The organism is Amycolatopsis sp. cg13 (genome assembly GCF_041346965.1).
Classification (GTDB): Bacteria; Actinomycetota; Actinomycetes; order Mycobacteriales; family Pseudonocardiaceae; genus Amycolatopsis.
The window spans coordinates 8,746,891-8,761,278 of the sequence record NZ_CP166848.1; the positions used below are offsets into that span (position 1 = coordinate 8,746,891).

General features: G+C 69.7%; 18 protein-coding genes. 8 read left to right on the plus strand and 10 right to left on the minus strand.

Translation table 11 applies throughout. The features are described from left to right. Positions 1-37: 37 nt before the first annotated feature. Positions 38-664, minus strand: coding sequence for a TetR/AcrR family transcriptional regulator (locus AB5I40_RS40890; RefSeq protein WP_370935558.1), 627 nt, complete (start codon positions 662-664; stop codon positions 38-40). 59 nt (positions 665-723) lie between these two features. Between AB5I40_RS40890 and AB5I40_RS40895 the strand changes: the two genes are divergently transcribed. Both AB5I40_RS40895 and AB5I40_RS40900 read left to right on the plus strand, forming a co-directional pair. Then, complete coding sequence (locus AB5I40_RS40895) at positions 724-1,323, plus strand: class I SAM-dependent methyltransferase (protein ID WP_370935559.1); 600 nt, start codon at positions 724-726, stop codon at positions 1,321-1,323. A gap of 45 nt (positions 1,324-1,368) precedes the next feature. After that, positions 1,369-2,823, plus strand: a complete 1,455-nt coding sequence (locus AB5I40_RS40900) for an amidohydrolase (protein WP_370935560.1) — start codon at positions 1,369-1,371, stop codon at positions 2,821-2,823. 1 nt (position 2,824) lies between these two features. Here the strand turns inward: AB5I40_RS40900 and AB5I40_RS40905 are convergent, their stop codons facing one another. Beyond that, positions 2,825-3,589: an SDR family oxidoreductase gene (locus tag AB5I40_RS40905; protein WP_370935561.1), complete on the minus strand. Its 765-nt coding sequence runs from the start codon at positions 3,587-3,589 to the stop codon at positions 2,825-2,827. A gap of 101 nt (positions 3,590-3,690) precedes the next feature. Between AB5I40_RS40905 and AB5I40_RS40910 the strand changes: the two genes are divergently transcribed. Next, positions 3,691-4,530: a helix-turn-helix transcriptional regulator gene (locus AB5I40_RS40910; RefSeq protein ID WP_370935562.1), complete on the plus strand. Its 840-nt coding sequence runs from the start codon at positions 3,691-3,693 to the stop codon at positions 4,528-4,530. 57 nt (positions 4,531-4,587) lie between these two features. On the opposite strand, the gene AB5I40_RS40915 is transcribed toward AB5I40_RS40910, so the two are convergent. Next, positions 4,588-4,965, minus strand: a complete 378-nt coding sequence (locus AB5I40_RS40915) for a winged helix-turn-helix transcriptional regulator (protein ID WP_370935563.1) — start codon at positions 4,963-4,965, stop codon at positions 4,588-4,590. An 89-nt stretch (positions 4,966-5,054) separates the two neighbouring features. Between AB5I40_RS40915 and AB5I40_RS40920 the strand changes: the two genes are divergently transcribed. Beyond that, positions 5,055-5,897, plus strand: coding sequence for an NAD(P)H-binding protein (locus tag AB5I40_RS40920; protein ID WP_370935564.1), 843 nt, complete (start codon positions 5,055-5,057; stop codon positions 5,895-5,897). Here AB5I40_RS40920 and AB5I40_RS40925 read toward each other — a convergent pair whose 3' ends face one another. The 6 genes from AB5I40_RS40925 to AB5I40_RS40950 form a co-directional block, all read right to left on the minus strand. Then, entirely contained in the window at positions 5,898-6,446 is a 549-nt protein-coding gene (locus AB5I40_RS40925; protein ID WP_370935565.1) for a phosphoribosyltransferase family protein, read from the minus strand. It lies immediately after the preceding gene. 40 nt (positions 6,447-6,486) lie between these two features. Next, entirely contained in the window at positions 6,487-7,356 is an 870-nt protein-coding gene (locus tag AB5I40_RS40930; protein ID WP_370935566.1) for an SAM-dependent methyltransferase, read from the minus strand. 30 nt (positions 7,357-7,386) lie between these two features. Then, positions 7,387-8,280 carry a helix-turn-helix domain-containing protein gene (locus AB5I40_RS40935; RefSeq protein ID WP_370935567.1) on the minus strand — a complete coding sequence of 298 codons (894 nt, stop codon included), beginning with the start codon at positions 8,278-8,280 and terminating at the stop codon, positions 7,387-7,389. Positions 8,281-8,420: 140 nt separating this feature from the next. After that, positions 8,421-8,717 (minus strand): DUF397 domain-containing protein, encoded by a 297-nt coding sequence (locus AB5I40_RS40940; protein ID WP_370935568.1) that lies wholly within the window; start codon positions 8,715-8,717, stop codon positions 8,421-8,423. Positions 8,718-9,368: 651 nt separating this feature from the next. Continuing rightward, positions 9,369-9,728: a hypothetical protein gene (locus AB5I40_RS40945; protein ID WP_370935569.1), complete on the minus strand. Its 360-nt coding sequence runs from the start codon at positions 9,726-9,728 to the stop codon at positions 9,369-9,371. A 212-nt stretch (positions 9,729-9,940) separates the two neighbouring features. After that, positions 9,941-10,231, minus strand: coding sequence for a hypothetical protein (locus tag AB5I40_RS40950; protein WP_370935570.1), 291 nt, complete (start codon positions 10,229-10,231; stop codon positions 9,941-9,943). A 534-nt stretch (positions 10,232-10,765) separates the two neighbouring features. On the opposite strand from AB5I40_RS40950, the gene AB5I40_RS40955 reads away from it, so the two are divergent. The 4 genes from AB5I40_RS40955 to AB5I40_RS40970 all read left to right on the plus strand — a co-directional run bounded on the left by AB5I40_RS40955 (position 10,766) and on the right by AB5I40_RS40970 (position 13,649). Beyond that, positions 10,766-11,392 carry a maleylpyruvate isomerase family mycothiol-dependent enzyme gene (locus AB5I40_RS40955; RefSeq protein ID WP_370935571.1) on the plus strand — a complete coding sequence of 209 codons (627 nt, stop codon included), beginning with the start codon at positions 10,766-10,768 and terminating at the stop codon, positions 11,390-11,392. 668 nt (positions 11,393-12,060) lie between these two features. Next, complete coding sequence (locus AB5I40_RS40960; protein WP_370935572.1) at positions 12,061-12,291, plus strand: zinc finger protein; 231 nt, start codon at positions 12,061-12,063, stop codon at positions 12,289-12,291. Between the two features lie 100 nt (positions 12,292-12,391). Then, complete coding sequence (locus tag AB5I40_RS40965; protein ID WP_370935573.1) at positions 12,392-12,865, plus strand: hypothetical protein; 474 nt, start codon at positions 12,392-12,394, stop codon at positions 12,863-12,865. A 298-nt stretch (positions 12,866-13,163) separates the two neighbouring features. Beyond that, positions 13,164-13,649: a DUF2127 domain-containing protein gene (locus tag AB5I40_RS40970; RefSeq protein ID WP_370935574.1), complete on the plus strand. Its 486-nt coding sequence runs from the start codon at positions 13,164-13,166 to the stop codon at positions 13,647-13,649. Between the two features lie 6 nt (positions 13,650-13,655). Here the strand turns inward: AB5I40_RS40970 and AB5I40_RS40975 are convergent, their stop codons facing one another. After that, entirely contained in the window at positions 13,656-14,357 is a 702-nt protein-coding gene (locus AB5I40_RS40975) for a PP2C family serine/threonine-protein phosphatase (RefSeq protein WP_370935575.1), read from the minus strand. Positions 14,358-14,388 lie beyond the last annotated feature (31 nt).

Consider the following 14,388-nt stretch of genomic DNA (forward strand, 5'->3'; position numbering starts at 1 on the left):
ATTCCCGCTTCCCCGATCGGATGAACCCAGGGCCGGGTCAAGAGTCGGCGATCTCGCACAGCTGACCGCGCAGGGTCTCCTCCGCCCACCGCTCCCATTTGGCCGCCGCCCAGCCCCGTTCGCGCGTGAACACCAGGTACAGCTCGGGGCTGAGCACCCCGTACAGAACGTCCGCCGCGTGCCGTGCCGACACTCCCGGTCGGGCACCGGGTTTCGAGACCAATGACTTCGCGGCGGCGTGCTGCACGGTGTAGCGCGGGTCGCGGTCCGGCCAGAGGGTGGCGATTTCCGGATCGGTCGCGGCGGCGGCCGCGATGACCGGGACGATCGGGGCGACCCGCTCGAGAATGCGGCGGGTGCCGCGGATGTGGCGGCGCAGGTGGTCGTCGGCGGTCGGCGCGGCGAGGGCGGCACGGAACCAGTCGCGGCCCATGGTTTCGACCGGTTCGGCGTCCCCGGCGATGGTGGTGTCGACGACTTCCTTGAACAGGGCGCGCTTGTTGCCGAAAACGAAGTAGACCGTCTGCACCGCCACCTCGGCCCGGCTCGCGACGTCCTGCAGGCTCGTGGCCCCGTATCCCTTCTCGGCGAACAGTTCGCCCGCGGCGGCGGTGATCTTCTCGCGGGTCCGGCGGGATCGTTCGGTCTGCTTGGCAGCGCTCACGAAGAAGAGTATAGCTCTAGAGTGAAACACTAGAGCTCAACTCTAAAAAGGAGCGCGCCATGACCGAGCAAGCACAGTCCGAGCAGGAGCTGGAAGAGGTCGTCCGGCTGGCACTCGAGGCCTACTACCGGGACGGACCGCCGTGGGACACCGGCGTCACCCCGCCGGAGCTGGTCGAGACGGTGGCGGCGCTCCCGGCCGGACGAGCGCTCGAGCTGGGGTGCGGCACCGGCACCAACGCCGTCTACCTGGCCAGACACGGCTGGGAAGTGGTCGGCGTCGACCTGATCGAACGCGCGGTCCGGCAGGCCCGTGCGAAAGCCGAGGAGGCAGGCGTGGCCGCAAAACTGCTGCACGGCGACGCCACCAAGCTGGACGAACTCGCGGTCGGCGACGGTTTCTCGCTCGTGTTCGATCTGAGCTGTTTCTGCGGCATCCCGCCGCATCGGCGCGACGCCTACGCGGCCGGCGTCACTCGCGCGACGGCCCCCGGCGCTCGGTTGCTGATGTTCGGCTACGGCATGGAAGCGTTCAACGACGGAATCTTCGGCGTCACCGCGGACGAACTGCGCTCCCGATTCCCCGCCTGGGACCTCGTCGACAGCACGCCCGGCACCAACCCGTTCCCGACGTTCTGGTTCACCCTGCTGCGCCGTTGAGAAACCCCTTCACCCGGCCCGGTCCGGGCTGGCAGGCTGGGGCGCATGGACGATCTTCTCCTCCGCCGGGTCCGGGTCGGGTTGCAGGGGCCGCTCGCCGACGTCCGCGTGCGCGACGGCGTCGTGTCGGCCGTCGAGGAGCCGGGCGCTGGGGCCGGGTTCGCCGCCCGCGTGCTCGACGGACACGGCGGCACGCTTCTGCCCGGGCTGGTCGACGCGCACGCGCATCTGGTCCAGTGGGCGGGTTTCCGCAGGCGCATCCCGCTGGACACAGCACAGTCCGCCGTCGGTGCGGTCGAGTTGCTGATGGAGAAGCTGCTTGACGCTCCGGCGCGGGAACTCGTCGTCGGAGTCGGGTTTCGGGACGGGCTTTGGCCGGATAAGCCGCATAAGGATCTGCTGCAGCGCGCGCTCCCCGGCCGCGCGGTGGCGTTGTTCAGCGCGGACCTGCATACGCTCTGGCTCAGTCCGGCGGCGTTGAAGCTGATCGGGCGAGAGCATCCGACCGGCGTCCTGCTGGAGAACGACTGCATGAGCGCCACGGCCGCGCTGCCGTCCGCGCCCGTCGAGGTTCAGGACGGCTGGGTCGCGGACGCGCTGACGGCCGCGGCCAAGCGAGGCGTGACGTCGGTGGTCGACTACGAATACGCGGACACGGTCGCGGATTGGACTCGCCGGGCCGCCTCCGCGAAACCGGCGACAAGGGTTTCCTGTGTCATCGCGCGGTATCTGCTGGACGAGACCATCCAAAGAGGACACCGCACCGGCGACATTCTCGAAGCAGGCGAAGGGTTGCTCACCGTCGGCCCGTTCAAGCTGTTCGTCGACGGCTCGCTCAACACCCGCACGGCTTACTGCCACGAGGCGTACCCGGGATCCGGCGAGAAGGGGTTGCTGGAACTGCCGCCGGAGGAGCTGGTGCCGTTGCTGCGCCGCGCACACGAGCACGGCCTGACCCCGGCGGTGCACGCGATCGGCGACCATGCCAACACCATCGCGCTGGACGCGTTCGCCGAGGTCGGCTGTCCGGGCCGAATCGAGCACGCACAGCTGTTGCGGCCCGAGGACGTGCCGAGGTTCGCCGCGCTCGGGCTGGTCGCGAGTGTGCAGCCCGCGCACCAGCCCGACGACCGTGACGTCGCCGACCGGCATTGGCACGGCCGCACCGATCGCGCGTACGCCTATCGTGCCCTGCTGGAGTCCGGGGCCCGGCTGGAACTCGGCTCGGACGCGCCGGTCGCGCCGCTGGATCCGTGGGACGGGATCGCCGCCGCGGTCGGGCGGACTGACGACGAGCGGGAACCGTGGCATCCGGAGCAGGCCATTCCGCTGGCGGACGCGTTGGCGGCGTCCTCGGGCGGCCGCCGTGGCGTCCAGGTCGGCGAGGTGGCCGATCTGGTGCTGACGGCGGCTGACCCGAGTGGACTGTCTACAAAGGAACTGCGGGACATGCCGGTCTCGGCGACGATCGTGGCGGGAAGACCGACGTACCTGGCGTAGCTCACTTCCCGTGCGGGTCCGCGGCGTTGAGCATCGCCACGACCTGGTGGTAGTCGCCGCGGGCCTCGCCGTGCCGGAGGAACTTGACGTTCTCCACCTGGATCTCGGTGGCGTCCGGCTGCGTTTCGAGCAGCTCCAGGACCTCGGCGACGAACGTGTCCAGCGGCATCGCGAACTCGCTTTCCTCCTGCCCGGGCAGAAGCGCGGTGCGCACGGCCGGCGGCTCCAGCTCGACGACCTTCACCGAGCTGTCGGCCAGCTGCAGCCGCAGCGATTCGCTGAGCATGTGGATCGCGGCCTTGGACGCGTTGTAGCTCGGCGTGGCCTTCAACGGCGCGAAGGCGAGGCCGGACGAAACGGTGAGAATGGTGGCGTCCGGACGCGTCTGCAGGTGCTCGACGAACGCGGCGATGAGCCGGATCGGGCCGAGGACGTTGGTGGTCACGGTCGCTTCCGCGCTGTCCAAAAAGGACTCCGGCCGGTGCCAGTCCTCGACGCGCATGATGCCCGCCATCGGCACGAGCACGTTGAGGTCCGGATGCTTCGCGAGCACCTCCTTGGCCGCGGCTTCGATGCTCGCCGGGTCGGTGGTGTCGATCTGCACGGTGTCGAGACCGGGGTTGTCGGCAGCGATCCGCGCGAGCAGCTCGGCACGCCGGCCGCCGACGATGACGGTGTTGCCCTTCGCCTGCAGCTCACGGGCGAGAGCGAGGCCGATGCCGCTGGTCGAGCCGGGGATGAAGACGGTGTTTCCGGTGATGTTCATGCCACTGAGTTTCGGCGGCTCGGAGCAGCGGCGGCAGAGACCGCATATCGGGGGATCGGCGATCCCTGGCTGGCGCGCCCGGCCGAGCCGATACTGGACACATGGATCGAGCTGAGCTGGCGGTTTTCCTCCGGAGCCGCCGCGAGGGTTTGCGGCCCGAGGACGTCGGGCTGCCCACGGGCGCGCGGCGGCGGACGACCGGGTTGCGGCGCGAGGAGGTCGCGACGCTGGCGGCGATGTCCACCGACTACTACACGCGCCTGGAGCAGCAACGCGGACCGCAGCCGAGCGAGCAGATGCTGGCCGCGCTGGCCAGGGCCCTGCGGCTGACCGACGACGAGCGCGATTACCTGTTCCACCTCGCGGGCCGCAACGCACCGTCACCGATCGTCGCGGCGACGCACGTCGCGCCAGCGCTGATGCGGGTGCTCGACCGGCTGTCGGACACTCCCGCGCTCATCCTGTCGAACCTCGGCGAGGTGCTGGTGCAAAACCGGTTCGCGGACGCGCTGTACGGCGACCGATCGCAGTACACCGGGCTGGCGCGCAGCGAGATCTACCGCTGGTTCACCAACCCGGACGAACGGCTGGTCTATCCCGAGCACGACCGGGACCGGCAGAGCCGCGCTCTGGTGGCGAACCTGCGAGTGGTGCACGGGTCGATGGGCCCGCGCTCGCGCGCGGGCGAGCTGGTGCGCGCGTTGACGCGGGAGAGCCGCGAGTTCGCGCGGTTGTGGGACGAACATCAAGTGGCCAAACGGTTTGAGGACCACAAGGTGCTCGTGCATCCGCAGCTGGGGGAGATCGAGGTGGACTGCCAGGTGCTGTTCACCGAGGACCAGTCGCAGGCGCTGCTGGTGCTGACCGCGCCGCCGCGCAGCGAGGCGTTCGAGAAGATCCAGCTGCTGGGCGTGCTGGGGAACGAACAGTTCGCGGGCTAGCTGAGGCCTCGTGCGTGTTTATGCCGGTTAGAACCGGCATTGCCGCTCACGAGGGCATCAGCGCGGGAGCGGGCCGGTATAGGAGTCGCGCGCCTGCTCAACGGCGGGCAGATGTTCGTCCGTCCACTCGGCGAGCGCGGCGAACACCGGCGACAGGCTCCGACCGAGGTCCGTGATCTCGTACTCGACGCGCGGCGGCACCTCGGCGTAGTAGTGCCGCCGCACCAAACCGTCCCGCTCGAGCTGGCGGAGTCGCTGCGTGAGGACCTTCCCGGTGGCGCCGAGCCGTCGTTCCAATTCGACGAAACGCACCGGACCGGACTGGCTGAGCGTCCACAGGATCGGGGTCGTCCACCGGCTGAACAGCAGGTCGACGGCCGGGCTGATCCGGCACGCGGCGAGCGGATCGGCCCCGGTGCGCTCGGTGGTGGTCATGCGGCTCCAATACTTTCCCTGGGGAACCTACTGTACGGCGGCTTTTAGCCTCGCTGTGTCGCTTTCGACCCCTAGCCGAGGAGCAAGTCTTGATCGTCGTCACTGGTGCCACGGGCAACGTCGGCCGCCTGCTTGTCGAATCCCTGACCGAATCCGGCCACGCCGTGACCGCCGTTTCCCGTGGGCTGACCACTCCGCCGCCGTCGCTGCCCGGCGTCACCTCGATGGTCGCGGATCTGGCTGACGCGGACAGCCTGATCCCCGCGCTGAAGGGCGCGGACGCACTGTTCCTGCTGGTCTCCGGCGCGGGAGCGCACGTCGACGGGGAAGCCGTTCTGCAGACTGCCGTCGATGCCGGAATCAAGCGAGTCGTCCTGCAGTCGTCGCAGGCCGCCGGTACTCGGCCCGATGCGGTTTCGCACGCGCCGCTGGCCGCGTTGGAGGAGACGGTCCGGTCGTCCGGTCTGGAGTGGACAGTCCTTCGCCCCGGCGGATTCACGACCAACACCTTCGCGTGGATCCCGTCGATTCGGGCGCAGCGCACGGTTTTCTCGCCGTTCGGCGACGTCGCGCTCCCTGCCGTCGACCCGCTCGACATCGCTGAAGTCGCCGCGGCGGCGCTGACTGGGGATGGCCATGCCGGACAGGCGTATGTCCTCACCGGACCGGAAGCGACGAGCCCTCGGCAGCGTGCGGAGATCCTCGGCGCTGCCCTCGGCGAGCCGCTGGAATTCGTCGAACTCGGCCGTGCGCAGGCACGGGAACAGATGCTGCAGCTGATGCCGGAACCGGTCGCCGACGGCACGCTCGACATCCTCGGCGAGCCCCTGCCGGAGGAGGCTCGCATCCGCCCCGATGTCGAGACTGTCCTGGGCCGTCCGGCGACCTCGTTCGCTTCGTGGGCCAGCCGTAACGCCGACGCGTTCCGGTGATCAGAAGTCGCGCGAGTGGAGGAGGGATCGCACGCCGAGCTGCCGACGGGGTTCGTGCCGGCGGAGCCCGTCGACGATCACGGCGACCCCGATCCACGTCGCCCCGGCGTCGGCGACCAGGGCTTGCGCGGCGAAGGCCTGTCCGCCGGTGTCGATCCAGTCGTCCACCAGCAGCGCGCGGTCGCCCGCCCGCAGCAGACGGCGGCTGAAGCCGAGCCGCAGGTGGCGATCCTGGTAATCCGGCGGCGAGGTGCGCTGGAGCCACCGGTCGGAATCGCAGGCCGGGTACCGGTTTTTGCGCACCTCGACGAAGCCCGCGCCGAGTTCCACCGCGACCAGCGGCCCGAGCAGCGACCCGCGGGATTCGGGGCCCAGCACGACATTCGGCCGTTCGTCGGCGAACAGCCCGGCGAGCGCCGGGCCCAGTTCCCGCAGCAGTTCGGGCGCACGCCACCATCCCGTCGGGTCGGGGAAACGGTGGCGGTCCGTCCGGTCCCCGAGCACGACGGTGGCTTCGCGGATCCGGTCCGCCACAGTGCTCGTACGCATGCGTCGATGGTCGCAGCGGCGCTTGCCCGAAGCGAGCGATTTACGGCTTGCGCGCCGCTCCGGCCAGGATCACCGAATGCGCCGGCGTCAGGAACTCCACCTGCGGCGCGCCTTCGCCGGATTCCTCCGGATGCCACGACGGCGTCCAGGTGAGCCCCGGTTCCAGCATCTCGAACGGACCGAACAGCGCCTGGATCTCTTCGCGCGACCGCCAGATCACCGGGCTGCTCGACCGGTCGTACAGCTGCTTCAGCTCGACCAGCCCGGCGTCCACATCGGACGGAACACCCTGGTCGGTGATGTGCGAGATGGCGAGAAACGAGCCAGGGGCGAGGAGATCGCGGTACTGCGCGACGAGCGACGGCCCGAGGTCCTCGGTGCTGCCGCTGTCCTCGGCGGGCGGCTGCTGGACGTGCAGGACCGCGATCAGCAGCAGCGCGAGCGGCTTCTCGACGTCGATCACGCCGGTGGCGGCGATCTGCTCCCACAGCCGCGTCGGATCGCGCATGTCGGCGTGGATCACCGCGTGCCGGTCGAGGTCGCCCGCCTCGCGCAGCAGGGTTTCCGAATGCGCGACGGCGACCGGTTCGTAGTCGACGTAGCAGACGCGGCTCTCGCCCGGCGCGAGTTCGTCGGCGACCTGGTGCGCGTGGCCCATGGTCGGCACGCCGGAGCCGATGTCGACGAACTGGCGGACGCCCTTCTTCACCAGGTGCCGCACGAGCCGGTGCAGGAACAGCCGGTTGGCCTTCGCGATCGGGCGGATCAGCGGGAACTCGCGGATCACCTCGTCGGCGAAGTCCCGGTCGATCGTCCAGTTCGTGGTGCCGCCGAGGTAGTAGTCGTACACCCGCGCGACGCTGGGGTGATCGAGATCGACCCCGGGAGGCGGGAAGGGTTCGTCGGCCACCGGTGGCTGTTCCTTTCGTTCGGGCTTCGGTCAGCGGGCGGGCGGCGCGCAGCGGCTCGCCCATTCCTTCAGGTACTGCAGGGATTCCTCGCGCGACAGAGTGGCGGCGAGCTGGGCTTCCCACGACTCCTCGTAGGAAGCGAACTCGTCCTGGCCCTGCGGCACGGTGATCAGCTTGACCTTGCTTTCCTGGTAAGCGAAATCGGGAAGGTCGGGGTGGCCGAAGCGGAGGATGGTGAAGTCCTCGTCCGGATAGGCGGCCGCGTCGCGCGGGAGGATCCGGACCTCGGCGAAGGGATGCGTTTCGACGATCCGGATCATGTGCTCGAGCTGATCGGTGGCGATGCTGGCCTTGGTGCCGTAGACGAGCTTCTCGATGCAGCTGTACTCCATCATGAAGACCGCCTGCGGACCGGGGCAGGCGTCGAAAAGCCGTTGCCGCGCCTTGCGTTCGGCGACCCGGTCGGTGACCCGTTCCTGGCGGCTGGCCTGGAACTGCGCGAGCATGTAATACTCCGATTGGAGCAGCCCCGGGATGCGGTTCCCGGTCCAGCTGAGGATTTCCGCGGCGGCCTGTTCCCGTTCCAGGATCTCGCGGAACCACTGCGGCGTGATCATCCGGCGCTCGGCCCGGCGCGCGGAAGGATCGTTGGCCTGGTTGAGTTCCCGCAGCTGGTCGGCCTCGGCGGGCGGGATGCCGAGGACCTCGATGATCCGTTCGAGATCGTCGGGCCGGGTGCCCGCCTTGCCGCATTCGATCTTCTGGATCTTGGGCTGTTTGCAGCCGATCCCGTCGGCGAGATCGACCTGGGTCAGCCCGCGTTCGGTGCGCCACTTGAGGATCCGGGAGCCCAGCCGGGAACGCTGAGTCCGGAGAGAGGGCGGCGGTTGCCGGATCGGCGAGGTCACCAGGGGCTCCGTCATTTCGTCCAGCGGCCGATGTGAGAACCCTCCGATGATAATGCGCCGACCCGGCGGACAATACTCCGGGTCGGCGCCTTTTTCGCAAGGTGCACTGCGGCCGGACGGCGGTTTCGGCGGGGCGGGATTGTCGTCGTGCCAGGTCAGCCGTCGAATTCCCCGCGCCGCACGGCGGCGACGAACGCGTCCCACTCGCGCCGGTCGAAGACCAGCACGGGGGAGCTGTCGATCTTGCTGTCCCGCACCCCGACCAGCCCGTGGGCGGCCAGGTTGACCTCGACGCAATTGCCGGAATTCGGCCCGCAAGCAGCGGGTTTCCGCCAGGCGTGGTCGGGTAAGCGCGCCCCCGGACCGGCCGCCGGGAGGCGATGCGCCTGGGCCGGGTTCGCGTGCTGAGGCCCGTGCGGGCCGGGCAGGTCGTGCGGGTCGAAGGTGTCCACTGCAACCCCTCGTTTTCCTGTTTTCGGGTCGGGTAATGGAATATTCCGCGATACACGGAATGTGTTCGGAATATTCCTGAGGGTAGTGGGCCGGTGGAGCGATCGCGCCGTGCTTCGGGGAATTCACCTGAATGGACACTTCTCGTGCATTGGGAGGTGCTTTCGCACGTGCAATACGGAATTGTTGGTGCGGATTTCGTTGTTGATTTGGGGTGGGGTTGCTCTTTTCGTGGCGTTTTGGGGGTCGGGGGTGGTGTGGGGTGTCTGCAGTTGATAACACCTGTTGAGCGGTTGATTAGCTGAGCTGTTTGGTGCCGTTTCGGTTGTGTCGCTTGCGATGCGGACTTCTCGTGCGAGGTGCGGTCGGCGGTCCGGGGCGGAGCGGGTCAGGCTGAGCAGGCGGACCACGCGGCGGATCCAGGTGGCCGGACGGAGCTGAACTTTGCCGAGTGGCTCAGCAGCGCTGGGCGTACTAGGCAGCGCCTAGTCGGAAACCGCGAGCGGCCGGGCGGGGCCGGAGCAGGGCAGGGCAGGGCAGGGCAGGTCGAGTTGAGCCGAGCGGCCGGGCTGAGTCACGCGGGGCAGGCCGAGCCGAGCGTGCGGGCCCGGGCGAACTGGGCGGAGCTGCCAGGCCGAGTGCGCGAGGCTAGTTCAGCCAAGCCTCGAGAGCTTCGTCCGTGCGGTGCGGATCTCGGTGTCAGGGCAACGCTCTCCCGAGCCGAGCCGAGCCGAGCCGAGCCGAGCCGAGCCGAGCCGAGCCGAGCCGAGCCGAGCCGAGCCGAGCCGAGCCGAGCCGAGCCGAGCCGAGCCGAGCCGAGCCGAGCCGAGCCGAGCCGAGCCGAGCCGAGCCGAGCCGAGCCGAGCCGAGCCGAGCCGAGCCGAGCCGAGTCGAGCGGTCGAGGCGACTGCGAAGCGGCCTCGGGCCGGGCGGGCCGCGGCTGCGGGGTTGCGCTGTGCGGATGGGCAGAGCGGATCGAGCAAAGACGCTGAACCGAGTCGAGGCCGCGTCATGCCGATTCGGCGGCGATCTCCGGCATCGACCGTGCCTTCGCCCGCCGTCGCCCCGCCGCTGGCCGGGCGCTGAGCAGCACCTGCCGCGACTCTCGAAACATTCCGCGGGACAACAACCCTCGTCTCCCGGTGCCCGGCCCTGCCCGGCCGGGCACCGGGAGCGCAGAACGCGGGCGGCCGTGAGCCGCCGCCGGCGTCCGCTTCGAGGGTGGTCAGGCGTCCCGGTTCGCGGTGTGCCGCTTGCGGAGCACCGCGCCGGTGACGTGCACGAGCGCCACTCCGCCCGCGGTGGCGAGTCCGGCCAGGACTCCGGCGGTCGCGAAGACGATCGCGGCCGCCCCGGCGAGCAGGGTCAGCAAAAGCGCGATCAGCTGCCACGGCTGAGTCCCGCCGTCCGGTTGCCGCGCGGCCAGTTCGACCGACGTCCGCGCGGTCTTCCACGACGGATACGCCGGGCGCGTGCTCGGCCGCGGCGACGGTACGTCCGGCGCTGGGTGCGGCATGCCTGGTTCGTGAAACGTCACGGTCACCCGGCCGGGGCGTTGACTTACGGCGACCGCATACGGTCTGTTGTCGCCGGTGTCCGATTTTTCTGTCCGACGGTATGCCTGGCCTGCATTTTCCGCGCCAGGACCGGTCATTGTGGATCCTTTCTTGTCCGCCGGAAAAGTGCCGGAACACAGTTCCCAGCCCGCCCCCGAGGGGAACTGGTTCCGGCGGCCGCGGCGGGCGTCCGGGGAATGGAATATTCCACCCTCTTAACCCCTCCTGCCTGCGGCAACGCTATCTTTGCATGCCCGCTGCCGATCGCGCTAACCCGGGGCGCGAAATTCTTCGCCGAAGCCGCGCGGACTGGTGTTCCGATGCCCGGTATTCGCGATCTGCCGGACTATTCCAGGCGTTATCAATGCGCACATATTCGACCCGATCGGGTGAATGTGCGCCGAGGCCCACTTTGGGGTTCGCCGTCCTGATCAACCCAGCGAACGCGGACGGGTCGCTGCTACGGTGAGTGTCCGGCGCAGACAGGGGAGAGCATGGACGTACGGACGCTGGCTCGCGAGGAGCGCGCCGACTTCGCGGACTTCCTCGAGACGCTCACGCCCGAGCAGTGGGATGAGCCGACGCTGTGTGCCGGCTGGAACGTGCGCTCGGTCGTCGCGCACGTCGTCAGCTACGACGAACTCGGCGGACGGCAGCTGGCGCAGCGGTTCGTCCGCGCGGGGCTGTCGCTGAAACGGTCGAACGAGGTCGGCCTCGCCGAGTACCGGGTGCGCGCGCCGGAGGAACTGATCGGCGTCATGCGGCGGAACCCGCAGCCGGGCCGGATCCTGGGCAAGTTCGGCGGGATGGTCGGCTTCCTCGACGGACTGATCCATCAGCAGGACATCCGCCGCCCGCTCGGGCTGCCGCGGACGATCCCGGCCGCGCGACTGCGCCGGGCGCTGGAACTGTCGCTGCGCGCGCCGCCGATCGGAGTGTCGCGCCGGCTGACCGGGTTGCGCGCGGTCGCGACCGACCTGGAGTGGACGTCCGGGAGAGGCATCGAGGTCCGCGGCCCGGCGGAGGCGCTGCTGCTCGCACTGGCAGGCCGTCGCGCGGCGGCGGACGACTTGACTGGTCCAGGACTCGACGTGCTGATCAGCCGCACCGTCGTCGCTTGATCCGGCCTGGTGCGGGATTGTTGGCCCTCTGTGTGCTGCCCGGCTGCGCCGTGACTCCGCTCTGGCTCTGAGTGTCCATGCCGCATGGCTCGGACGCTGCTTTCGGCGTGCGGGTCAGCCGCGCCATCGTGGCGGGATCCGCCTTGACGCTGGCCAATGCCCGCGGCGCGCGGCCAGCTTGTCCGGACGCTGGCTGTTCACGCAGCATTGCCCAGACGTCGCCTCGGGCGACCTGATCGGTCGGGCATCGTGGCGTGATCGGGCCCAGCTTGCTGACTATTTGCACCACGGTCGTGTGACAACCCTCGCGCGGGGGTTGCGTATGCGCTTGGCGACAGCAGTCATGTCCGCGACCGCACTCCTGGAAGCGAGGTGATGCCCGACCGGACGCCCGCCGCTTTTCCCCCTCGCGGCACCCGTGACTGCCGCCGCGCCTCGCATCGCTCAGGCAGCACGAGTGCCGGCCGCGGCGGCGTCCGCCCTCCGGGGTGTCACCAGTTGGTGACGGCTAACCCGGCGGTAACCCGCGCTCAGCCTCCTGTCGCACGCCGAAAGTGCTTGCGGCAGCGGGAAAATCCCGGCTCCGATGATCACCCGGACCGGGGGCTTGCGTTACGCGCGGGCGACATCCCAAATGGGACTCCAAGCACCACAAGGGGAGGAGTCCGGTGTTCAGGTGGCAGCAGGCGGAAGGAAAACGGCACGCACTGGACGCGCCGTTCGCGCCGAGACCCGGGGAAACGTTCACCGCACTGTGCGGGGCCGAAGTCACGGTCGCCCGCCGCGATGTGCCGCAGCTCGGCGGGCACTGGTTCGATCCGACGTGTTCCGACTGCTCGGAGGAATGGCTCCGCCAGGAAGGACAGGTCCGCTCGGACGAGACCCGGTGCCTGGCGTGAGCAGTGTGGTGACCGCCTTGTGCGCACGGGTCGCTGGGGCGGATTCGACCGCAGTGGGCGTCCGGTGCGCGAGCGACGCAGCACTCGCGGGGAACGACGCATGACCGGACGCTGGAGCAGGCTCCCGGAGCAGCGCGGTTCGGCAGTGGGGCTCACCGGACCCGAACTGGTCACCTGGATTCGCGACCTGCAGGCCACCCTGGCACTCGACCTCACGTTCCTGACCCGGGCGCTCGACGAACGTTCCCCGCGGCCGGACGCGGTGCGGGACCTCGGCGAGCGGCTTCTCGACCTCGGCCGGGCGTTGATCCGACGGGCCGATCACCTGAACGAGGCCGTCCTGGCGAGCCTGCCCGCGCACGGCTGGCTGCCCCAGGCGGGTGCGCCCGCGAACGCGACACGGCTGGCGCATCAGGTCGGACGCCGCCCGCTGCGCTGCGGGCCGGTGTATCTCGGACTGTGCGGAGCGGCGTGTTTTCCGGTGTTCGGGCAGGATCCGCACGACCACACGAAAAGGTACGAGCGGTGCGCGGAATGTCTGAGCAAGGGCGGTGTCGCGATGCACCGTGAGTGACGTAGTCAGCGAGCGGGAACAGGCCGGGCGGCGGAGCCGTGAGCCGGAACGAGTTGGCTGAGGGCGGGTTGCGGCGGGGCACGTAGCGGCATGGCCGGTTCGGAGCTCGGGCTCGCGAGCTGTCGGGCAGGCGCACCGGCACCGGTCTGAGCCAGTGTGCGTAGACCCGAGCGGCGGGGTGAGCAAGGACGGAGCACCGCGCCTAGACCCGAACCAACAGGCCACGCAAACCGGATCACCCGTCCGAAACCCGGCCGTCAACCCAGCACCCCACGGGATTTTCCGGTTTCCTGTACCGATGAGCGAGGAGACCTCCACCCGTTCCACCGAGCGGCTGTTCCGGATCGCGATCACGCTGAAGGGCCTCGACGGAGGCCTTCAGCTGATCGGGGCGCTGATCCTGGCGTTCATCCCCGCGACGGCCGTCACCGGGTTCGTGAACGCGGTCATCACCCGCGACCTGCTCGGCGACCCCTCCGGCACGCTCGCGCGGCATCTCGAAACCGCCGCCGAGCATTTTGTCGGCGGGGGGACCAAGACGTTCGCCGTCGCGTACCTGCTGGCGCACGGGTTGCTCAAGCTCGGCCTCGTGTGGGCGCTCGCGCGCAAGTGGGTGCGCGCCTATCCGGTCGCGATGGTCGTGCTCGCCGCGTTCGTCGTGTACGAGATTTACCGCGCCTTCGAAACCCACTCCATCGCGCTGCCCTTCTTCGCCGCGCTCGACGCGGTGATCATCGTGCTCGTCTATCGCGAGTACCGGAACCTCAAACGCGATCACGCCTGACCTCGCTCAGGCGGCAGCGGGAAACCTTTCCGTCACCACCGTCGCCACGTCCGCGGGTTCCACGAACAGGGCCGTCGCGTTGTCGCGGCCGCCCAGGGCGATGGCGGTCGCTACCAGCGCGGACGCGCCGCGGGCCGGGTCGGCCAGGATTTCGTCGATCGTGGCGGGCGTCAGGACCTTGTGGACGCCGTCGCTGGTGAGCAGAAGGCCGCCGCTCGACGTCTCCGTCGTGCCGATCTCCTCCGGTTTCGTCGTGCGGACGCTCGTGGTCACCAGGTGCTCCATCCGCGGCGAGTACGGCTGGTGCCGCGACCGGAAGTACTCCGCCATCGTGTGGTCCTGCGTCAGTTTGTGGATCATCGACCCGTCCCAGGCGTACGCCCGCGCGTCGCCCACCCATGCGATCCGGTATCCGCCGGCGAACGGCATCGCCACCACCAGCACGGCGTCTCCGGTGCCGCCCAGCCGGTGAACTGCCTGCTGCGCGGCCAAAATCGCCTTGACCGGGCCGAATTCGACGGGGGTGCGCGCGGCGGCCGCGGCGGCGACCCGGGCGGCCCGTCCGGCGCCGGGATCGTCCCCGACGCCGTCGGCGAGCGCGAAGGTGATTCCAGGCGCCCCGGCGGCCGCGTAGGCGCTCACCGCGTCGGCATTGCGCTCGCGCGGCCCCTGCTCGCTCGCGGTGTGCCAGCGTGGATATCCGGCCATCGTGACCTCCCGGGCGTTCCCTGCGGATGAC